Raw genomic sequence first — 21,517 nt, 5'->3', positions numbered from 1 at the left:
CAGCTGTGGATTTTCGCCTTTGAGATCAGGTTACGGCAACGGCCTGGCCGGTGGCGTAAGCGGGAAGGTCAGACGGAAGCAGGCGCCGGTACTGGGACCGGGCCGGACTTCGGCGCGTCCCCCATGCAGGCGCATAATCTTCTGGACGAGATCGAGGCCGAGGCCCACCCCACGACCATCGTGCCGTAGGCGATGGAAGGCCTCGAAAATCTGTTCTCGCTCCGCCTCTGGAACTCCCTTCCCCTCGTCACAGACCTCCAGCCATCCGGCTGCGGAGACGCGGACGCTGATCGTTCCCTGTCTGCCGCCGTAGTTAATGGCATTTTGGACAAGGTTTGTCAGCGCGCGCTCGATGGACGTCTCGTCGCCGGACACCAGTATATTGTTACCCTCCGGTTCGAAGAGCATTTCGTATTCGGCACCGAAGGCCAGCGGCGCAAGGTCGATGACGACGCGCTCGGCAAGGCCTACCAGGTCGACAGCTGTAAACGCGACCATCTGCTGTTCCAGACGCTGCAAGTCGAGAAGCTGGCCCGTCAGCGCGGTCAGCCTGGCGGCATCCTCCAGTAGGCGGATCTTAAGCGGTCCGGACGGAAGCCCGGAAAGGCGCGTCGTCAGGATAGCGATTGGGGTGCGGAGCTCGTGGGCCGCATCGGTCAAAAACCTCCTGTGGCCCGTATATCCCTTGTCGAGCCTGGTAAGCGCTTCGTTGACGGCATTGACGAAGGGTAGAATCTCAAGCGGCACGCCGCTGGCGGACAATCTCGTGCCGCTCCGATGGATATCGATCTTCTTCGTCTCTTCGGCCGCGAGGTCGAGGCCTTTCAGTGCGCGGCGAACGACGAACGGCGTCACAAGAAACGTTGCAACCGTGGTAATGGCGATCAATATCGCCATTACCGTCAGGAGACCTTGGCTCGACTCGAATATCTGGGCAATGGTGACATGTCCCTGCGCGCCCGACATGATCTTGACCCGCCCGGCCGGTGTTTCCTCCCAGTGGACTGTCGCGAGCGGCAATGCATCCTTCTCGAAATTCTGGATCAGATCGGCATACGTGATGACATCCAATGCCGGTACCGCAGAGATGACCTCCAATGGGACGCGGCCTTCCATTAGTTGCTGTCCGTTCGCATCTCGAACCAGAAACCAGAGATTGGGGATCTGCGATCTGAGTTGGACCAGTTCCTGCGTGGAGGAGATGAACAGCTTTCCGTCGGGGCCGCGTTGAATCGCATTGCGCACCACTTCGGGTGTCGTCCTGTTATTGACCCCGTGATTGATGTGTCCGAAGTACCAGAGGAACCCGATCGTGGCGAACATGCCCACGAAGATCACCACCAGCATCACGATCTGCGCGGTTGTGATATGCATGACCAATCGCCACCGCAGAGATCGGGGCTCGACGAGGCTCATGGTTCCTCCCTCAACAGATAACCCACTCCCCTGACACCGTTGACGATGACACCGCTGTCCGCATCCGCAAGTTTTCTGCGAAGGCGCGAAACCTGGGTGTCGAGTGCGTTCGGCTGCACCTCGTCATCGATTGCGAAGACGGCTTCCATCAACGACGAACGCGGCACCATACGGCCGAGGCGTCGCAACAGCGCTTCAAGGACGAGCAATTCTCGGCGTGTCAGCTCAATCGCGTTGTCGCCGACCCTGGCCTCGTGATTGAAGTGGTCATAAGAGAGCCGGCCGATCGTCACGATGTCGCGCTGCATCGTAGCTGGTCGGCGCATGAGGGCTCGAAGCCGCGCCACAAGCTCCTCGAATGCGAAGGGCTTGGTCAGATAGTCGTCCGCGCCTTGTTCGAGGCCCTCGACACGGTCGGTCAGCTCCCCCCGGGCGGTCAGGACAAGTACTGGCACAAGGTTTCCTTTGGCGCGCAGCTTCGGAATCAGAGACAGTCCTTCGCCATCAGTGAGTTGCCGATCGAGAATAAGCACGTCATGCAGGCCGGGCGCAGTGATCAGCTCAGCGTCAGCAAGACTGGTCGCATGATCGAGAACCATGCCGCTACCTGCAAGCGCGTCACGCAGCGCAGATGCCATCTCAGGCTCATCTTCAACCAACAATACTCTCAAGACGAACCTACCTCGTTGGAACGGCTTATCTTCTTACGGGCGCTCCATGTCGGCAACCTTGCACGAGAAACATAAGCCCGGTTTTTCCGAAATTCTGGCCAATCCGGGCTGCGACAGACTGCCGACATGTAAAACTGACATTAGCTGTGTATGAGGCACAAACGCTTTCCGCATTCAGTCTGGTGCCGTGACCCGGATCAACAATGATGTACACCCTAAAAATACTCATGCTCTTGCCATTGCTTTACGAAACGAACGGAGCGCGGCATGGGCATCACTGATATTTTTCTGTTCCTTGGCGAATGGTTTCGCAATCCGCGCAGCGTGGCGGCCATTGCACCGTCCGGCCGCGCCTTGGCTTCATTGATGACAAGGGACATTACGGCGCGGACGGGTAAGGTTCTGGAACTTGGACCAGGAACGGGAGCATTCACGCAGGCCCTGATCGAACGCGGAGTCCGGGAAGAAAACCTCACTCTGATCGAGTGCAGTCCGGACTTCGCAAGGCTTCTGGAAGCGCGGTTTCCCCGGGCCCGGTTGTTGGAAATGAATGCGGAGCAACTGAACCGGCTGACATTGTCCGATATTCCGGTGGGCGCGATCGTTTGCGGCCTGGGACTGCTAAACATGTCGCATCAAAGGGTCGCCAGTATCATGAAAGGCGCCTTCTCCTGTTTAAAGTCCGGCGGCGAGTTCTTCCTGTTCACCTATGGGGCTGCCTGTCCGGTGCACAAGTCCATACTTGCGGAACTCGGTCTTGAGGCCAAACGCCTGGGACGAGCTTATCTCAACCTTCCACCCGCAGCGGTCTATCGCATTACGCGGCGTGTTGAGGAGACGATGGCATGAGCTCATCGGAGCTGTTGCCCCTAGTCGTTCAATTTGGCGTCTTGGGCATGTTCGCCGCGGCGGTGTTCGAAAAGACCATACCCATCGTACCCTCCTATCTCATGCTGCTGATCTTCGGCTCCGCCACGTCGACGATCATGGAGCTGGCTGCCGTCATTGTCGTGACGTCCAGCGGTTCGTTGATTGGGACAGCATGTGTCTACACGTTCGGTCGCTCCTTTGGAGAAGAGCGTGTCACTCGGGCGGTCGACAAATACGGGAGGTTCGTCTTTCTGCCCCTCGAACGTTATCGGCATCTTGCCAATGCCTATCGCCGAAATCACTTCGCTGTCTCACTCTGCGGCCAGATAATCCCTGTAGCGAGGCTTTACCTGTCGTTGCCGGCCGGCGTGCTTAAGCTGCGGGCCGATCGTTTTCTCGTCGCCTCGGCGATCGGGATCACGACCTATAACACGTTTTTCCTGACCACCGGATTCGTGTTGCGCGGAGCCGCCCATGACCCGGTCAAAACAGGCGTTCTCTTGTCCTTGGCGCTTGTGGCCGTTGAAATCGTAGTTGCAGGCAGCATGCGATGGCTCATGCGGCGGCAGAGGACGGCGCGAACATAAGCCTCAGACCGAGCAAGGGCTAGTTCGTAGAGTGGGAGGCAAGCATCCCGCTTAACGGCGCGTTGCCAAAGCGGGCGAGATCGTCGAGGTCGAAGAGGTACCGTGGAAACATCCCTATTCGCAACGCCTGCTGCACGCGAGCCGGATGTACGGAAGGGCGTAGCCATCCGGCACGCCCTCGCTCTCTCTTGGATCACCGCAAGTGGGCGTCGATAGCGGAAACGATCTCTTCCCAATCATCGGGATGAATTTCGTGGCCGCCACCTTCGAGCCGAACAAGCTTCGCTCCCCGGACAGTTCTTGCCAGCAGTTCGCCGTGTTCAACCGGATAAATCGGATCCGCCGTTCCGTGTATGACAAGCAGGGGCGCGGCCAGTTCTCCCAATTTTCCTTTCAAGGTCTGGCCGCCCTTCAGCATGAAATGATTGGTGGCGCTGACGAAGCTTTTCGCCCGCCTGACGTCCCGTTCGACAAAGGCGCGCGCCCGCCGTTCGTCGTAGGGATGGGCCACACCGGCGATCTCTTGAGTATCCTTGACAAGGAATTCGATGACCTGGGCATCGTCTGTCCAGTCGACGGTCTCGCCCGTCGCTGCATGCGCCATGTAGGCGCCGGTGGTATGCGGTAGAGCACTGGTATCAATGCCCATCGGCGTGGTGGAAATCAGCGTCAGCGTCTTGATGCGTTCGGGATGCGAGAGCGCTGCGATCTGGGCGATCGTGCCGCCCAACGACATTCCGATCAGATTGGCGCCGTCGATACCGTAGCCATCGAGTATTCTGATGGCGTCCTCAGCCATGTCGTCCATTGTATAGGGAGGTTCCCCCGGCTCGTAGATCGTCGAGCGGCCGGTGTCTCGATTGTCGTAGCGAATGACATAAAATTTGCGATCGGCAAGTGTTTGGCAGAACTCGTCCGGCCACCACAGCATTGACGCCATGGCGCCCATGATCAACAGGATCGGCTGATACGCCGGGTTGCCAAATGCCTGCGTGGCGATCTCGACGTCGTCAAATCTGATAATGCGTTCACTCACTTGGGGCGTCCTTTACGTGTACTGGGTGAAGCGGCGAAAACCTTGGGTCCTGGTATCAGCAGGCATCCCCATATTGGGGCTAAGGCAGCGGTGCCGCATCGGGCATTTTCAGTAGGACAGGTCAAAAACACTCGGGAGCAACAGCGGCGGCACTGACACCAAATCCCCTTCCACCCGTGGAAAATTGAACAGCTGCGCGTCGATGGAGATCGCCGGTGTCCGAAATCGGCACATCGCTCCTCGGCCGATGTTCGCCGCACATGGGATGACTACGTCTCCATCTCTGCTAATCTCAAACCGCACGTACCGGAGGATTTTGTGCCGACATCTCATAGACGATCTCTGTTCTCTGGCCGCGCAGCAGAACTCGATGCGATGGAAGCCGCGTTCCGGGATGTCTCCGGCGGGCGGCAACGTTCCTTTCTTCTCGGGGCAGAAGCCGGCGGCGGCAAGAGCCGGCTGGTTGAAGAGTTTGCCGACCGACTGTCCGGCCGTGCCCTGTTCCTGAAAGGCGGCTGCATCGAGCAGCGGGAATCAGCATTGCCCTATGCGCCTGTGACGGCTGTGCTCCATGAACTGGTTCAGCTGCGCGGCGCGCCATCAGCGCGGTCGCTTGTCGGCGCCGAGGGTGCCCGTGAGTTGGCATGGCTTCTTCCCGAATTCGGCGAGACCTCCGAAAGGTATGATGCGGGCATCGCAAGAGCACGGCTGTTCGAAGCGCTGCGAAAATTGTTCGAAGAGCTTGCACGAGAAATGCCGCTCGTCCTGGTCGTCGAGGATATACACTGGGCCGACCAGACCACGTGCGATCTGCTTCGCTTCCTCGCGGCGCGGCTGAGGAAAATTCGGCTGATGCTGATCGTCACCTATCGACCCGAGGAGACCAGCGGCAGCAACGCACTGCGGACGACTATTGCCGACCTCTCCCTTTCCGAGGGTGCCGAGGTGTTGAAGCTTCCCCGCCTCACGCGGGCGGAGGTCGCAGCACAACTCAAAGGGCTGCTCGGGCGCCCGCCAACACCTGCTGTCATCAATGAGGTTCATACGCGGTGTTGCGGGATACCGCTTTTCACCGAGGCCCTCATCGATGCAAGCGGAGGCTTGCGTACGGATTTTCCCGGCTCGCTCATCGACTACCTGCTCAAAGCCGTCAGGGATTTGCCGGCGTCCACGGCCGAGCTGTTGAAGGTGGCGGCGCTCGGCGGCCCGCATATCGCCCATGGGCTTCTTCGCAGCGTGGCGGATAAGTCCGACCTTGAACTGGCAGATTTGCTGCGCCCTGCGATTTCGGCCGGGATCCTGGTGCCCGATGGCGACGGATATGCGTTCCGCCACGCCCTTATCCACAAAGCGGTGCGAGGCGACCTGATTGCCGGCGAGAGGATGGCCATTCATCGCGCCTATGCCGAAGTGCTCGAACGCGGTCCGGTTCCAAGCTACCGGGTTTGGCATGCCGTTGCGCTCGCCCGCCACTGGCACGGTGCCGGCGAAGCCGAACATTGCCTGCGGTGGGCCTGGCAATCGGCTGCAGAAGGCGCCGCGACTTTCGCCTATGCGGACCAGATGGAGATGCTGAAGCTCGTGCTGGCGGCGTGGCCCGACGTCGATAATGCGGCCGACTTGATCGGCGCGGATCCCTGCAGGGTGCTGGAACTGGCTGCCGATGCCGCCTGCTGGGCAGCGGAAGCGGAACAGGGACTGGCTTTTGTCGAACGCGCACTCGCCGAGGTGGATGCCGAGCGCGACGGCACGCAGCTGGCAGCCCTTCTGCTGCAGCGCGCGGTGATGCGTCAGCACACGCTTATCCCAGGCGAAATCGCCGATCTGGAACGAGCGCTTGATCATGCGCTCGATCCCACAAGGCTGCGCGCGGACGGACTGGGGCAGTTTTCCCGGGCGCTGATATTGCGGGGAGAGTTCGATCGCGCCAGGCGCTTAGGCGACGAACTGAAGGATCTGTCGGAGAGGCTCGATGACGAGGAGTACCGTATCGAGGCGCTGATCGTCGCGGCCTCTGTGGACATGGCATCGGACAGTTCCCGCATCGACGCCCATTGGAGCGTGGCCAAGCGCGCCGAGCAAGCCTCCATCGGCCGGGTCGAGGTGCTGGCGGGTGCCTCCCTCCTTCAAGCCCTGTTTGCGACAGGAAAATACGCTGAGGTCATCGAAGTCGGACCGGCGATCTTTGCGCGGACCGTCGAGTTCGGTCAGGCCCGGTATATCGGGGCGATCGTGGGTTCGCCTTTGTGCCGCGCCTTGCTCGCCGTCGGCCGCGTTTCCGAAGCCATTGAGACGTGCGAACGGATGGCGGCATTGGATCCGCTGCCGCTTGGGCTTGTTCATGTTTTCGAATGCCAGGCGGAGATTGCCCTGGTGTTAGGGGATTCGGATCGAATTGCCGCAGCCGCAAGCTCCTTGCGCGCTCTGCCACCGGGTCCTCAGGTTGCGAGCCGCATGGCGGCCAATCTTCTGAGATTCGATATCGAAAGCTGCGCGCTGGCGGGCGATACGGATCAGTCTGCGATACTGATAAGATCCGCTTCGACCCATATCGAGAAGCAAGGAAGCGTCTCATGGCCGCTGCTGGCCTCGGCCATGCGTGTTGCCGTCGATATGAGTCAGAAAGATGCCGCCCGGCAGCTCGCGGACCTTGCCGCTCGGTCGCCGTGCCGCAACATAGTGGAGGAGGCCGAGAGGCTGGGCATTTCGGCCGAGATGTCGCGCACCGCGGGGTCCGACCTCGATGGCTGGGAAGCGCTTGCCCAAAACTGGGCTGATTTGAGCCAGCCCTTTCGGCAGGCCTATGCCCTTATGCAGGCCGGTGGCGCTGCGGTGAATGCCGGCAAGCGCGCCAGGGGTGCGGGTCATTTACGGCAAGGCGCTGATCTTGCCCATTCGATCGGCGCCCGCCTCCTCTGCGATCAGATCGAGACGCTGGCCGCAAAGGCTCGTATTGATCTTCGAGGTGGGACGGACGGCGGTATGCCGAAGGCACCGCTTGGCCTGACGGACCGGGAATTCGAGGTGCTCCGGCTTGTCGCTGCAGGACAAAGCAATCGCGAGATCGCCGACAATCTGTTCATTTCTTCGAAAACGGCGAGCGTTCATGTCTCCAACATCCTGAGCAAACTCTCCGTCCCCAGCCGCGGCGCTGCAGCCGCGATGGCGCACCGGCTGCGGATGGTTGATCCCGCCTAGATGTTAGCTTCCAGGAGATTGCCTGGCTGAACCCTCCTGATTGGCCGCTCTCACGAGGTCGGCATCGCATTCAATTCTTTCGTTGCCTAGGCATTTTGCCTGATGTGCGTGCGCGGCCTTACGCTGAGCATGGTGATACGAAGCGCTGAGCGGCGTTAGTATTCCATCATTCGGAGGTCAAAATGCCCACTTCTTCCGCCACTTTGGCCGGCACGCAACGCACGATCGATTCCTATGAAGATTGTGCGGATGATTATAGTCGCATCGTTGATCCGTTTCCCTCACCCAGCCTGGAGACGGCGTTGCGTCAAGTCGCCGTCGCCGCCGGCAAAGTAGGCCGGATCCTTGAGATTGGCTCCGGCCCCGGATGGGATGCGGATTTCCTTGAGACCCAGGGCGTTTTGGTAAGGCGAACCGATGCCACGCAACGCTTTCTCGAACTGCAGGCGGCGCGCGGCAAGCAGGGCGAGTTCCTCAACGTCATCACCGACGACCTCGGCGGCCCCTATGACGCTGTGATCGCTCTCTGTGTCCTCATCCATGTGCCTCGCGACCAGACCGGCCAAGTCCTTGAAAAGATCGTCGCAGCGCTACGCCCCGGAGGCGTCTTCCTGGTGACGATGCGTGATGGCGACGGGGAGACGAGCGGTGCCTACCATATGACCTACTGGCGCCGGGACGACTTCGCGCTGTGCATCAAGGCCGCCGGCATGGATCTTGAATGGGACGCATACCGCTTGGGTCGTAACAACGAAGCGTGGAACACATTTTACGCACGGAAACCCGGATGACGCGCAGCGATTTCGTGCGCTTCGCGATGCAAAGGCTGCTATCAGGCGTTCCTTATCAAACGATAGGCGTCGGCTGCGCAGGCCGTTTTCATTTCCAGCTCGTGTAATCGGCGGCGACGCAACCGAACGGCGCGCGATCCTGACCAAACCGCTTCTTTAGTTGCTCGCATCCCCACGCGTTTAACGGCGCCGGCATGAGATTGTTGATGTCCATTCCAGGCGATTGGAATTGCGTCGAGGAGGTTGTGACATACCAAAGCCAGAAGCCGACCACACCGACGACCATCAGAAGCAACACACCGAAGAAAAACTGCAGCCGCTTCCATATCGATACCGTTCTTTTGGCTTCTTCAATCAGCACCGGCACACCCTGATCGCTTGCTTGCTTATGCGCTAAGGGTGCAAGAGCCGCGGTGCGCTCGGCATCCGTGAGCTCGACCCGCTGCAGACGATCGTCCAGAAGCACTGGCAGGGCTGTATTGCCGTGCCGGACAGCCAGTCCGATCGCCTTGCCATTGGCTTCACCGACGATCAGCGGTTCCTGTCCGCTCTTCATCCGCGTGTAAGCCGAACGCCCTGTTTTGTCGGCGGCAATCTTGTCATTGTAGGTGATGGAAAGGACGCCGCGTTTTCGGTCGAATGCGCTGATCTCGACCGGGACCGGGATCAGCCTGGCGGGCCGGCGCAATTGCCCCTTGACCCGCCAAATGCGGATACCGAGAAAAATCATCCCCAGGCTCATGGCGCCAAGCAGGACCACAAACAGAGTGAGGGTGATAATCCTGTTCCAGAGCATGTCTAGACCGAGACTCATCGTCGCGAGTTCCGGATGATCGGCGGAAATCACAAGACCGGTTTCATAATCGCCGGTATGGAAATCGACGAACATGACCTCGACCTCGGTGTCGTAGTTTCGTCCACCGTAACTGTAGACAAGGCGTGCCTCGCAGTCGGTGAAGACTGCCTTGCGTGTCGTGCATTTCCCGTTTTGCACGTCACCATCTTCGAGTACCAAAGGGTTCTGGCTGATCTGGAAATCGCGGATCACGCCCGGTGCTTCCGAGACGAATAGAAAGACAGCCAACGCCAGGATAATGGGCGTTGACCAGAAGTAGGCGTTCGGCGTGGAGATGACGTTGCGCGCCAATGAAAGCGGGCGACTGGGGAGTACAAGCGAAGACAATGGCGTTGGACCCCTCATGTGACAGCGCCGCGCGCCGGTAAAGCTTCAGACAGCAACCGATGACGAGCAGCGGAGTTGGCGTCATTCTGATCGGCTTGCATAATCCCGATCTACAACTTGATGCGAAGGATTCGCAATCCCTTTATGCACGCTTGGGCAGCATTCCTACGTCGATCCTGTTGATACGCACGCGCGCATGACACCACCGTCGCAAGAGGAGTGAGTTGCAAGCCTGAATGCTTCCCATACGGAACCAAATCACCGCCGAGCGATTATATGACGACCCTTCTCCTCGATTTGCTAAGCGTCGTGATGCTGATGTCCCGTGGGCCAAAAATTACTCACATGATCCAGGTCATTGCATGCTCCGTCGCCATTGCGACCGGGTCGGGGGTCATGGCCGGCGGTGCCCATGCCGACGAATCAGCCTTCCTAAAAACACTTGCGGGAAGTTGGAGCGGTAAAGGGACGGTGAAAGTGCGGACAAATGCACCCACTCTCAAAGTCACGTGCCGCTTCAAGTCGGACACAAACACGAATTCCCTCGCACTCAATGGGCGCTGCACCAGCCTCATGATCTTTTCCCGCATCATCAGCGCCAATCTCAAGACGAGCGGTGACAGCTACACCGGCTCCTATGTCGGGGCGGGAACCGGCACCGCGGGTCTTGGCGGCACGCGCAACGGCGATGCCATAAACCTCGCGATAAAGTGGGCCAAGGAGGTAAATGGCGATCGACGTGCGCAGATGACGATCAAAAAGATCGGTGCGTCGGGGATGCGTCTTACGACCGTCGATACCGACCCCGCCACAGGTCGATCGGTTGTCACGAGCCTGATTGACCTTCAACGAAGCTAGTGCCTTCGTTGCTTTTGAATTGCGTCAACGGCATGAAGGTTGATAGAGAAGCGTCGGCGGTATAGTTTCGCTTTCGCAAATCGACGAATGACACAAGGAATAGTTATCTCATGCCGACAGGTACGGTTAAATTCTTCAATGACGACAAGGGCTTCGGCTTCATTACCCCTGAGGATGGCGGACAAGACGTGTTCGTGCACGTGTCTGCGCTGCAGCGCGGCGGCTCGCTCCGCGAAGGCGACAAGGTCAGCTTTGACGTCGGACAGGATCGCAAGACCGGAAAATCAAAGGCTGAGAACGTCTCAACCCTCTGATCGAAAGTCGAAGATTGCCCAGCCCGCGTTAAGCGGGTTGGGCTCCTCGTCGCAGTCCGCAGGCAAGAATGCCTTAGCGCGATAGGCTGTCACGACGGTAACCAAGCGTTGCGCGTGTCGTTTTGGGGTACCGGGACGGCAAGGCGTTTCACGCATTCACTTCAGGCAATCCCAAGAGCTATTGCCCTGACAGGATACTCTCGGCGGCCTTCTCGGCAATCATGATCACCGGCGAGTTGGTATTGCCCGAGACGATCGTCGGCATGATCGATGCATCGACGACCCGCAGCTTCGCCAGCCCATGCACCCGCAATTGTGAATCGACGACCGCCATCGTGTCGCTGCCCATCTTACAGGTGCCGACCGGATGGAAGATCGTGGTGGCGATATCGCCGACGCGACGAATCAGATCCTCGTCACTTTGGTATTCCGCGCCCGGCAGCATCTCCTGCGGCCGATACCTGGCGATGGCCCCGGCCTCCATGAGCCGCCGGGCATGCCGAATCGATTTCGTCGCAACGATCCGGTCGCCGGCAGTCGAAAGATAATTCGGGCCGATCTCCGGTGCCACGGAAAGGTCCGGGCCGCCAACATGCACGGTGCCTCGGCTTTCCGGCCGCAGATTGGAGACCGACACGGTGACGGCGGGATATGTGTGCAGCGGCTCGCCTAGCCGGTCGGTGCTCAAGGGCTGCACGTGACATTCGAGATCGGCGGTCGGACCGGACCGGCGCAGCATATATTCAAGCCCCATCCCGGCCCGGGTGAACAGGTTGTGATAGAGCTGGTTCAGCGTCTTTGCGCCCTCGATGCGGAAAACCGTGCGAATCTGTAGGTGGTCCTGCAGGTTTTCGCCGACGCCCGGAAGTTCATGGGCGACGTCCAGTCCGGCAGCGGACAACACATCCGGGCGGCCAACCCCGGAAAGCTCCAGGATTTTCGGCGAATTGATCGCACCGGCAGACAGAATGACCTCGCGACCGGCGCGAGCCAGATGAGTTTGCCCGTTGAGCCGGAACCGCACGCCGTCACCATCCTGCCGTCGAATTCCAGTCGTTCGGTTTCGGCGCTGGTCAGCACACGCAGATTGGCCCGCTTCATCGCCGGGCGCAGAAAGGCCTTGGTGGTGTTCCAGCGCAGGCCGCCGCGCTGATTGACCTCGAAATAGCCTGAGCCCTCATTATCGCCATTGTTGAAATCGTCGGTTTTGGGAACGCCGAGTTCTTCGGCCGCATCGCGAAAGGCATCGAGGATCGGCCAGGAGAGCCGTTGCCTTTCCACCCGCCATTCGCCGCCCGCCCCGTGCATGCACGACTTGCCACGATAGTTGTCCTCGGATTTCAGGAAATAGGGCAGCACGTCGTCCCAGCCCCAACCGGAATTACCCGCCTGCCGCCAGCCGTCGTAATCGGCCGCTTGCCCGCGCATGTAGATCATGCCGTTGATCGACGAGCAGTCGCCCAAGACTTTTCCACGCGGATAGGGCAGCGACCGGCCGTTCAGTCCGGCTTCCGCCGCCGTCGTCATCATCCAATCGGTGCGGGGATTGCCCATGCAGTAGAGATAGCCGATCGGCACATGCACCCAATGATACCGATCGCTGCCGCCGGCTTCGAGCAGCAGGACGCGGGTTTTCGGATCGGTCGACAGCCGGTTGGAACGCATCCCGCCGATCCCGCGCCGACGATGATGTAGTCGTAGCTTCCCGCATCAATGGCGGCATCATTCACACGCATGTTCACGCCGCCACTCCCGCTGCCGCCGGCGCGACTGCCGTCAGACGCCGCCAGAGCGGTGCCATCGCTTCGGCAATATCCTGATAGAGCGCGTAGCGCCGCGCATAATGTGCCTCAAGCGAGATATCCGGACGATAATGCCGCTCGGTCTGGACCATCGCCGCAGCACCAGTGCCGAAGTCCGCGAAGATGCCGACGCCGGTTCCCGCCGCAATCGCCGCCCCCAGCGCACCGGTTTCGCGCGAGCGGGCAACGGTGACGGGAACGCCGAGCACATCGGCAAAGATCTGCGGCCAGATCAGGCTGCGCGAGCCGCCGCCGGACAGCACGGCTTCGTTGAAATCAGCGCCGGCCTTTCGGATCGCCTCGATATGCTGGCGATGGCCGAAGGCGACACCTTCGAGAAGCGCGCGAACCAGATGCCCCTTGGTGTGCCAACCGGCAAGACCGTAGAAGCCGGCGCGTGCGTGGCCGTCCTGCTGGGCGCCGTAGAGATAGGGATGATAGAGCGGGTCGTCTGCGGCGGGCTTGATCACCGCAGCCAGCGCGCAGCAGGCATCGAAAGGGGAAACGCCTTCCGCATGCTCGCCTTCGAAGAACTCCCGCACCAGCCATTCGAGATTGGCAGCCGAGGTGGCGCTGTTCTCCATCGCCATGTAGCGAGTGCGATCGAAAGTCGAGGACATGAACACCGGCCCGTCGAGGTCGGGACCGTCGATGATGACTTGGTTGATGCTCCAGGTGCCGGCAATGATCGAGGCACTGCCGGTGCACGAAACGCCCGAGCCGAGCGCCGAGGCGACTACGTCGAACAGCCCGCCGACCACCGGCGTGCCGGCAGCCAGCCCGGTCTGCGTCGCCACCTCTTCCGTGACCGTGCCGGCAATGTCGGCGCTTTCGATGAGCGGCGGCAAGAGGTCCATGCAATCGCCCAGTCCATAGGCCTCCATCAACGCCCTGTCGTAGCGGCGCGCGGCAAGATCGAGCAAGCCCGCCCCCGACATGTCGGACACCTCGCTGACGCGGCGGCCGGTCAGCCGATTGACGATAAAATCCTTGGAGAAGAACACCGTACCGATGCAGTCGAACAGGTCCGGCCGGCGACGCTTAAGCCAGGCAAGCAATGTCGGCGTCTGGGATGGCCACGGACGCTGGCGGGCAATCGGATAGGTCCGCTCACCAACGCCTGCCTCTCGCCATTCATCGACCAGCCCGGCCGCCCGCGTGTCGAGCGACTGGATGCCGAGCAATGGACCGCCGTCGCGATCAAGCGCATAGAGGCCGTTGCCATGTCCGGCGCAACCGATTGCGGCGATTTCCTCCGGCTGGATCTTCGCCTTTTCGATGCAGGCGCGGATGACCTGCCGTGCATTCGTCCAGAGTTCGTCCAGCCCCCGCTCGACATGCCCCGGGCTCGGCATGCGGCTGTGCCCCTCTTCGGAAGCAGCCGCGATTTCGTTGCCATGCCGGTCGAAAATCACCGCCTTGATTACGGTATTTCCGGCGTCGAGCCCCAAAAGATAGTCTCCCATGCAGAACCCCTCCCAAGGTTGGAAATCGCTATTCAGCCTGCTGATAGAGCGCAAAGGCCTGTTCGCCGCTCGCATCCTCGTGGACGATCGCCATCAGCCCGCGCACCACGGCGCTCGGATTGGCGTGCTGATAGATGTTGCGCCCATAAACCATGCCCACAGCACCCTGTCGCATCAAGGCCGCCGATTTGTCGAAAACGGCACGAAGATCTTCCTTGCCGCCGCCGCGGACGAGAACCGGGCACCGGGCTGCCTCCACCACCCTGTGGAAATCCTCGGCATGGGTGGTTGGGTCCGCCTTGACGACATCGGCACCCATCTCACGGGCGAGCCGGGTCAACGTAACGATCTTGTCCGCATCGCCATCGACCATATAACCACCCTTTTCGGTGACCGGCTGCATCACCAGCGGCTCGATCATCAGCGGCATGCCATACTTGTCGCAATCGGCCCGCACGCGCGAAATATTCTCAACGCACTGGCGGAACAGGTCCGGCTCGTCCGGCAGCATGAACAGGTTGACGACGACGCAGGCTGCATCCATTTCGATCGCGCCGATCAATGGCTCGGCCTCGTTCTGCAGCACCGCCCACATGTCGCGGTGGCGAATTCGGTTATAGGGATTGCCCATGTCGATGCGTATGACCAGCGACGGCTTGTCCTTGCCGGGCACGTCCTGCAGCAGGTCCGCCTGGCCGTAATTCATCTGGATCGCATCCGGCCCGGCAGCGACCAAGGCGTTGACGACGGCCTGAATATCCTCCAGCCCGTCGAGGAAGGATGGCTCATTGCAAACGCCGTGATCGATCGCCACGTCGAGGCAGCGGCCGCCGTCGAACAGCCGGTTCATCCGGACTTTGCTGTTGTGTCGCATTCTGTGCTCCTTGGTTCGTTCCTTGCGGAAAGCATGTCTTCGTTGACGCCGTGGCGTTCGTTGAGAAGGGTGAGAAAACGGTGACGCTCACCGGCGCGATGGCCCGGCGTCCAGCGCTTTTCCTGCGCCAGCAGGTCGAGCGCGGCATCCATCATGTCGAGCGAAAGCTCGCCCGAAACGGCGAGCGTGGTGCGCCGCAAAAGCAGGTCGTCAAGATGCTCCACCGCTTCATCGCGGATCAGCAACTGCAATTCGCGCACCGAATAGCGGGCGTGCGGCAGGGCTGCATCGGGGCCCGCCGCGATGAAACCGGCAATCGCCTCGGCATCCGTGCCGTACCGGGCGAACAACTCAGCCATGCGCCCGCCGGAAAGGCCTTTGGCGGACGCCACCTGCGCAAGCCAGGCGGGTTTGTTGGCGGGAAATGCCCGCCCGCCGCCGATCGGCCGATCGATTGTCGCAACGCTGCGCCCTCTGCCTAGCCGTTCCAGAGCCATGTCGGCCGCCAGTTCTCCGAAGGACCGGAATGTCGTCCACTTGCCGCCGATCATGCAATGCACCGGCGGCCCGCCCTCGGGCGGCTCCAGCACCGTGCAGAAATGATCGCGCGGGATGCGCCCGGTAAAACTGTCGGTGCTGGCCGGCAGCGGCCGCACGCCGGAAAACTTGAAAACGATCTGCTGCGGCCGGATGGTGATATCAGGCAGCACGAAGGCGAGCGATTGCAGGATATAATCCCGCTCGTCCGCCTCGCAGCGCACCGTTTCCGGATCATCGACGCGGATATCGGTGGAACCGACGAGAACCTTGCCGAGATAGGGAAACAGGATACAGATCCGCCCGTCCTCGTTCTCGTAGTAGATCATGTGATCGGCAAGTGCATCGCGCAGCTCCGCATTGTCGATGATGAGATGCGAGCCCTTGGTGCAGCCCATCAGCGGTGCCGGCCGTGCTTCCGGCGAAAACAGGGTTTGATTGGCGACGTCGATCCAGCCGCCGGTGGCATTGATGATCAGCGACGGTTCGACGGCAACGGCTGCGCCGCCTACCCGGTCCTCGATGCGATACCGGCCATTTTCCATCCGCCGCAGTTCGGCGTAGTTCAGCGCCATCGCGCCGGAATTGCCTGCAAGGCCATCCTGCAGAAGCTCGATGCCCAGCCGCTCGGGATGGCTGACCCAGGCGTCGAAATAGGTGGCGGAACTCTTGATGTCGGGATTGAGCGCCGGCCACTTGGCAAGCGTCGCGCGCCGGCCGCGAAACTGGTGGCGCGGCATCAGCGCTCGCTTGCGCGTCAGGAAATCATAGATGCTCAGGCCCGCCTTGATGGCGACAGCGCCGCGGCGGCTCGGGCGGCGGCTGAGGCCCAGGAAGCGGACGATGCCATTGCCGAGGCCGGAAAAAATGTCGAACACCGGCACCGTCGTCGGCAGCGGCGCGACGTAATGCGGCGCGTTGCGCAACAGCCGGTCGCGCTCGACCAGCGATTCCTTCACCAGCTTGAATTCGCCGTTTTCAAGATAGCGAAGCCCGCCATGCACCATGCGGGACAACGCCGAACTGGCACCGGAGCAATAGTCGTGCTTCTCGACGAGCAGCACATTCAGGCCCTGCAGCGCCAGCTCCCGAAAGACGCTGATGCCGTTGATGCCGCCGCCGATAATGCACACGTCAACCTTCGGGCTCTGGCGAAGCCCGTCCAATATCTCTTCACGTTTCATGATGGCGATCCGCTATCTCATGTCAGTCAGTTTCGCCGCTATGGCCGTATCGATGGCCGCACGATCGGCCGCATCCAGCCGGATGATGCCGGCCCGGGCATTGTCGATTGCTTGTGCCGGATTGCGCGCCCCGCAGAGCGCAAAGGTCACGCCGGGCTGTGCCAGCGTCCAGGCAATCACGGTCTGGGCGATACTGGCGCCGTGTTTTTCGGCTATCGGGCGGATGGCGTCGGCAAGCGCCGTTGCCTTCCGGCGGTTGGCGACCGAAAAGCGCGGATTGTCCTTGCGCTGGTCGTCGCCGGAAAACACACGGTCCGGACCGATGGTGCCGGACAGCAACCCCAGCGCCAGCGACGAGTAGCTCAGCGTCGCGATGCCGTTCACGTTCGTCAGCGGCAGAAGCTCCGCCTCGATCTCACGGTCGATCATGCTGAACCGCTCCTGGATCGCATCGAGGCCACCGGCAGCGATATAGGCATTGAGGTCGTCGCGGCTGACATTGCTTGCGCCGATCGCCCGGATCTTGCCCGAGGTGCGCAGATCTTCCAGCGCCCGCATGGTTTCCTCGACCGCTGTCGTCGGGTCCTGCCAATGGGTGATGTAGAGGTCGATATAGTCGGTACCGAGCCGCCTCAGGCTTTCCTCGACCTCATGCAGGATCGCATCGCGGCCGAGATAACGGTGGACCGGTTTGCCGTCCTGATCGAAGAAATGACGGCCCTTCTGCGTATGCCAGACAAGGCCGCATTTGGTGGCGATGACCGCCTTGTCGCGGCGACCGGTCAAGGCCTTGCCGACGATTTCCTCGGAACGTCCGAGCCCATAGGCTGGCGCCGTGTCGATCAGGGTCACGCCGGCGTCGAGCGATGCCTGGATCGCGGCAATCGATTCTTTCTCGTCAGTCCCGCCCCACATCCAGCCGCCGATCGCCCAGGTGCCCAGCCCAACCGCCGAGGCGGAAACGCCGGATTTGCCGATCTCGCGTGTCAATTGCTGTCCGCTCATGCCCATTTTCCTTCGCCATTCGCCAGTGCCAGCACCTGCGCACCCGTCGCCTCATCGGTCACCAGCGTATCCAGATGATTGCCCCTGAGAACGCTGAGGATCGGGCCTGCCTTGTTCGGCCCGCTCGCCACACCGATCTTGGTGGGGATCGAGGCGAATTCCGCCAGCGTCAACGACACCAGCGAACGGTTGAGGCTGTAGTCGCAGACCCGGCCATGATCATCGAGCAGATGCGCCAGCAATTCGCAGGAGGCGCCGGACCGCTCGATCGCGGCGCGGTCGGTGCTTGAGGAGGGATGCAGGTCGTAATAGCTGGAATCGTCCGACAGGATCGAGCCGATGCCGACGACGGCCACCTTCGCCTCGCGCGCCCGTTTGAAAACGTCTGCGACGGAGCGCATGTTGATCAGCATCGCCCGCTGCTCGGCATCGTCGGCAAAGAGCGGTGCGTGGATCTGATAGGAACGTCCTCCAAGCCGGTCGGCCATCAAGGTCGAGACATGGTTGACGTCGGTGTAGTGCTTACCCTGCACGCAGCCGGTTGCCGGAATGACTTCGATGTCGAAACGACGCGGCGGCTGCAGACCGGCGACGACGGCGCTCACCCCTTTGCCGCCAGTGATGCAGATCGTATCGCCGTCGATGATCTCTTCCAGCAGCAACCGCGCTGCCGCTTCGCCGACAGCTTGCAGCGCCGTCTGCAGATTGTCGGACACTGTCGGCACCACCACCGCACGACCGATGCCGCCAAGCGCCAGCAGCCGTTCTTCCATATCAACCAGCGGCTCGACCGGCGACTTGATCTTGATCTCGACCAGGCCGAGCTGGCGGCCGCGCTTGATCAGGCGGTTGACGGTGGCGTGCGAGATGCCGAGCTGATCGGCAATCTGCGCCTGCGTCAGTCCTTCGAGAAAATGCAGGACCAGAGCCCGGTGCATTTGCCGGGCGATGACGATTTCCTCGCGCGGTGCGTTTGCGGGTCTGAGTTTGGCTATCGGCATATCAGGCAGCCTTCCGCTTGTGCAGGAAATGGTCGATCGAGACGGCAGCAAGCAGAATGCAGCCTTTGATCATGTCTTGCCAATAGACGGACACGTCGAGCAAGATCAACGAGCTTGTGACGACCGACAGCAGGGCAATACCGAGAATTGCCCCGAGGATGGTGCCGGAGCCGCCATTCAGCGACGCACCGCCAATCACCGAGGCGGCGATGATGTTGAGCTCCATGCCGACGCCGAAGGTCGGGGTCGCGGCGCCGAAGCGGGACATGTAGATCACCCCGGCAACACCGGACAGCGTGGCGCAGAGCACCGTCACCCAGAACTTCACCTGGTTGGTCTTGATGCCGGAATAGAGCGCCGCCTTCTCGTTGCTGCCGGTGTAGAACACCTTGCGGAAGGCGGTCGCCCGGCGCAGCAGGAAATCGAACAGCGCGACGACGGCAACGAAGATCAGGATCACATAGGGGACACCGAAGAACGTGCCCTGCCCGACCGCCTTGAACGAGGGCGGCAAGGTGAACAGCGACAGCGGCGTGCCCTTGGTAATGATCAGGCAGATGCCGCGCACGATGACCATGGCCGCAAGCGAGGTGATGAAGTGGTTGAGCCCGACGACCGTGACGAAGAAGCCCATGACACAGCCGATCAGGCCGCTGGCAATGATCCCGATCAGGGATGCGCTCCACGGATCGAGCCCGATCAGGAACAGCGAGCCAGACAGCACCATCGAGAAGCAGACGACCGAGCCGACCGACAGGTCAATGCCGCCGACAATCAACAGGATGGTCATTCCGACGACGACGATCCCTTCCACCGAGAACGACATCAGCATCGCCCGAAAATTGCCGAGCGTCAGAAAATGCGGCGAGGCAATGCTCATGACGATGCAGAGCGCCAGGATGATCGCGATCAGTCCCGCCTCGCGCATTGTCCCCAGCCGTTTCCAGCCGGGCGCGCGTGGCTGATGTGCCATTGCCAACGTTGCGTCCGCCATGACCTTGTCTCCTGCCCCTGCTTTTTCTCTATGCGGCATGCTCTGATGCCCTTGAACTATCGTGACCGCCGATCCCCGACGCCAACCGCATGATCGCCTCTTCCGTCATCGCCTCGCCCTCGACTTCGCCTGCAACCCTGCCTTCGTGGATGACCAGCACCCGGTCGCACAGGCCGAGAAGCTCCGGCAGTTCCGACGAGATGACGACGATGCCGATGCCGGAGCGTGCGAGATCGCGCAGCAGCCGGTGAATTTCCGATTTGGCGCCGACATCGATGCCGCGGGTCGGCTCGTCCATCAGGATGACCTTGGGGTTAACCGCCAGTTGCTTGGCAATCGCCACCTTCTGCTGGTTTCCGCCCGACAGCGACGACATCGGCATGTCGATGCCACCCATCCGCACGCCGAGCCGGCGGACCAGGTCGCGGGCTCGATCCGCCTCGGCTTTGGAATTCAACAGCCCAAGCGGTCCGGTCAGTGATTTCAGATCGAGAACGGCAATGTTCTGGGCGATGGAAAGATCGAGGAATATGCCGGAGCCTTTCCGGTCTTCCGACAGGTAAACGACGCCTGCCTGCGCGGCCTGCGCATAGGACCGCGTCTGCAGCCGCTGCCCATGCAGTTCAACCTCGCCGGCAATCACCGGCCGCAATCCGCAAATACCTTCGGCGATCTCGGTGCGGCCGGAGCCGATCAACCCGCCGACACCAAGAATTTCGCCCTTGCGCAGTTCGAAGCTCACATCCGTGAAGCGGCTGCCGTCGCCGAGATCGCTGACGCTTAGAATGATCTCGTCGGTCCGCTCCGCCGGCGCCTGCTTTTCCGGATAGAGTTGGGTGATCTCGCGTCCAACCATGCGACGCACCACATCATCCGGCGTCAAATCCACCACCTTCTCCGTCGAGACATAGCGGCCATCGCGGAACACGGTGACCCGGTCGCACAGGCTGAAGATTTCGGCCATGCGGTGGCTGATATAGATGATCGAAATACCTTGCGCCCTGAGGTCGCGGATGATCCCGAACAGGATCTGCGTCTCCGATTCCGTCAGCGCTGCCGTCGGTTCGTCGAAGATCAGCACCCGGCATTCGAGCGTCAGTGCCTTGGCGATCTCGACAAGCTGCTGGCTGGAAATCGACAGGTCGCCGACTTTACGGCGGACGTCGATCGGCGCCAGCCGGTTCATCACGACCTGCGCATCCCGCGCCAGCTTGCCATAATTCATGAAAGGCGAGCGGCGGCGGTTGGTAGCGGCCATGAACATGTTCTCGGCCACCGTCGCATCGGGGCAGAGCGCGATTTCCTGATGCACGAGGCCAAGCCCGAGCGATTGCGCCACGGTCGGCGACGTCACTTTTACCGGCGCGCCGTCGACAAGAACGTACCCCTCGGTCGGCTGCAGCACGCCGGCAATGATGTTCATCAGCGTCGACTTGCCCGCGCCGTTTTCGCCGCAAAGCGCATGAACCTCGCCTTTTTCCAGGCTGAAACTCACCTCCGTCAACGCCTTCACCGCACCGAAGTGCTTGCTGACATTGCGGATTTCCAGAACCGGCACCGACGCCATCATCGTCTCCTCTTCACGCTCGCGATGGCTGTCCGGGGATTCATGCCTCGGACAGCCGGCACCTACTGCGCCGCGCGTCGTTTCAGACGCGCAAAGGTCGCTGTAACGCTTTGGTCCGCTGCATAATTTGTCCTTAAGTCGATTCCGATTTCAGGAATTATGC

Annotated in this window: 18 protein-coding genes and 2 pseudogenes; 7 read left to right on the top strand and 13 right to left on the bottom strand. The window is 61.1% G+C overall.

Annotated elements, in window-relative coordinates; genetic code table 11:
- Positions 1 to 30: 30 nt before the first annotated feature.
- Positions 31 to 1,374: a sensor histidine kinase KdpD gene (locus HJB83_RS21230; protein ID WP_259671371.1), complete on the bottom strand. Its 1,344-nt coding sequence runs from the start codon at positions 1,372 to 1,374 to the stop codon at positions 31 to 33.
- A 38-nt stretch (positions 1,375 to 1,412) separates the two neighbouring features.
- A complete protein-coding gene (locus HJB83_RS21225; RefSeq protein ID WP_207584752.1) occupies positions 1,413 to 2,087 on the bottom strand; it encodes a response regulator transcription factor in 675 nt (224 codons plus the stop codon).
- A 267-nt stretch (positions 2,088 to 2,354) separates the two neighbouring features.
- On the opposite strand from HJB83_RS21225, the gene HJB83_RS21220 reads away from it, so the two are divergent.
- From HJB83_RS21220 to HJB83_RS34760, 3 genes and pseudogenes are all read left to right on the top strand, one after another.
- Positions 2,355 to 2,936: a class I SAM-dependent methyltransferase gene (locus HJB83_RS21220; RefSeq protein WP_207584751.1), complete on the top strand. Its 582-nt coding sequence runs from the start codon at positions 2,355 to 2,357 to the stop codon at positions 2,934 to 2,936.
- Complete coding sequence (locus tag HJB83_RS21215; RefSeq protein ID WP_207584750.1) at positions 2,933 to 3,544, top strand: DedA family protein; 612 nt, start codon at positions 2,933 to 2,935, stop codon at positions 3,542 to 3,544. The genes HJB83_RS21220 and HJB83_RS21215 overlap by 4 nt, the downstream gene beginning before the upstream one ends.
- Positions 3,545 to 3,605: 61 nt before the next feature.
- Positions 3,606 to 3,707, top strand: a pseudogene (locus HJB83_RS34760) (ABC transporter ATP-binding protein); the annotation flags it as partial.
- 30 nt (positions 3,708 to 3,737) lie between these two features.
- On the opposite strand, the gene HJB83_RS21210 reads toward HJB83_RS34760, so the two are convergent.
- Positions 3,738 to 4,580 carry an alpha/beta fold hydrolase gene (locus HJB83_RS21210; RefSeq protein ID WP_207584749.1) on the bottom strand — a complete coding sequence of 281 codons (843 nt, stop codon included), beginning with the start codon at positions 4,578 to 4,580 and terminating at the stop codon, positions 3,738 to 3,740.
- Positions 4,581 to 4,898: 318 nt separating this feature from the next.
- Between HJB83_RS21210 and HJB83_RS21205 the strand changes: the two genes are divergently transcribed.
- Both HJB83_RS21205 and HJB83_RS21200 read left to right on the top strand, forming a co-directional pair.
- Positions 4,899 to 7,778: an AAA family ATPase gene (locus HJB83_RS21205; RefSeq protein WP_221132574.1), complete on the top strand. Its 2,880-nt coding sequence runs from the start codon at positions 4,899 to 4,901 to the stop codon at positions 7,776 to 7,778.
- A gap of 182 nt (positions 7,779 to 7,960) precedes the next feature.
- Positions 7,961 to 8,569, top strand: a complete 609-nt coding sequence (locus tag HJB83_RS21200; protein ID WP_207584747.1) for a class I SAM-dependent methyltransferase — start codon at positions 7,961 to 7,963, stop codon at positions 8,567 to 8,569.
- A gap of 88 nt (positions 8,570 to 8,657) precedes the next feature.
- Here the strand turns inward: HJB83_RS21200 and HJB83_RS21195 are convergent, their stop codons facing one another.
- Positions 8,658 to 9,770 carry a hypothetical protein gene (locus HJB83_RS21195; protein WP_207584746.1) on the bottom strand — a complete coding sequence of 371 codons (1,113 nt, stop codon included), beginning with the start codon at positions 9,768 to 9,770 and terminating at the stop codon, positions 8,658 to 8,660.
- A gap of 327 nt (positions 9,771 to 10,097) precedes the next feature.
- Here HJB83_RS21195 and HJB83_RS21190 point away from each other — a divergent pair, with 327 nt between their 5' ends.
- Positions 10,098 to 10,610, top strand: a complete 513-nt coding sequence (locus HJB83_RS21190) for a hypothetical protein (RefSeq protein ID WP_221132584.1) — start codon at positions 10,098 to 10,100, stop codon at positions 10,608 to 10,610.
- Positions 10,611 to 10,720: 110 nt separating this feature from the next.
- Positions 10,721 to 10,924 (top strand): cold-shock protein, encoded by a 204-nt coding sequence (locus HJB83_RS21185; protein ID WP_003572688.1) that lies wholly within the window; start codon positions 10,721 to 10,723, stop codon positions 10,922 to 10,924.
- 178 nt (positions 10,925 to 11,102) lie between these two features.
- Here HJB83_RS21185 and HJB83_RS34755 read toward each other — a convergent pair whose 3' ends face one another.
- The 9 genes and pseudogenes from HJB83_RS34755 to HJB83_RS21145 all read right to left on the bottom strand — a co-directional run bounded on the left by HJB83_RS34755 (position 11,103) and on the right by HJB83_RS21145 (position 21,354).
- Positions 11,103 to 11,663 carry a GMC family oxidoreductase gene (locus HJB83_RS34755; protein ID WP_409079111.1) on the bottom strand — a complete coding sequence of 187 codons (561 nt, stop codon included), beginning with the start codon at positions 11,661 to 11,663 and terminating at the stop codon, positions 11,103 to 11,105.
- Between the two features lie 153 nt (positions 11,664 to 11,816).
- Positions 11,817 to 12,451: pseudogene (locus tag HJB83_RS34750) on the bottom strand (GMC family oxidoreductase); the annotation flags it as partial.
- Positions 12,452 to 12,662: 211 nt separating this feature from the next.
- Entirely contained in the window at positions 12,663 to 14,192 is a 1,530-nt protein-coding gene (locus HJB83_RS21175) for an FGGY-family carbohydrate kinase (RefSeq protein WP_221132573.1), read from the bottom strand.
- 28 nt (positions 14,193 to 14,220) lie between these two features.
- A complete protein-coding gene (locus HJB83_RS21170) occupies positions 14,221 to 15,042 on the bottom strand; it encodes a class I fructose-bisphosphate aldolase (protein ID WP_221115172.1) in 822 nt (273 codons plus the stop codon).
- A complete protein-coding gene (locus HJB83_RS21165) occupies positions 15,039 to 16,787 on the bottom strand; it encodes a glycerol-3-phosphate dehydrogenase/oxidase (RefSeq protein ID WP_221132572.1) in 1,749 nt (582 codons plus the stop codon). The genes HJB83_RS21170 and HJB83_RS21165 overlap by 4 nt, the downstream gene beginning before the upstream one ends.
- A 12-nt stretch (positions 16,788 to 16,799) precedes the next feature.
- Positions 16,800 to 17,792: an aldo/keto reductase gene (locus HJB83_RS21160; protein ID WP_221132571.1), complete on the bottom strand. Its 993-nt coding sequence runs from the start codon at positions 17,790 to 17,792 to the stop codon at positions 16,800 to 16,802.
- Positions 17,789 to 18,793 carry a sugar-binding transcriptional regulator gene (locus HJB83_RS21155; RefSeq protein WP_221132570.1) on the bottom strand — a complete coding sequence of 335 codons (1,005 nt, stop codon included), beginning with the start codon at positions 18,791 to 18,793 and terminating at the stop codon, positions 17,789 to 17,791. Before HJB83_RS21155 ends, HJB83_RS21160 begins: the two co-directional genes overlap by 4 nt.
- A 1-nt stretch (position 18,794) precedes the next feature.
- A complete protein-coding gene (locus tag HJB83_RS21150) occupies positions 18,795 to 19,787 on the bottom strand; it encodes an ABC transporter permease (RefSeq protein WP_221132569.1) in 993 nt (330 codons plus the stop codon).
- Between the two features lie 28 nt (positions 19,788 to 19,815).
- Positions 19,816 to 21,354, bottom strand: coding sequence for a sugar ABC transporter ATP-binding protein (locus HJB83_RS21145; RefSeq protein ID WP_221132568.1), 1,539 nt, complete (start codon positions 21,352 to 21,354; stop codon positions 19,816 to 19,818).
- Between the last annotated feature and the right edge of the window lie 163 nt (positions 21,355 to 21,517).

This window comes from Rhizobium sp. NZLR11, from assembly GCF_019685115.1.
GTDB lineage: Bacteria > Pseudomonadota > Alphaproteobacteria > Rhizobiales > Rhizobiaceae > Rhizobium.
This window is presented reverse-complemented; position numbering and strand designations above follow the sequence as displayed.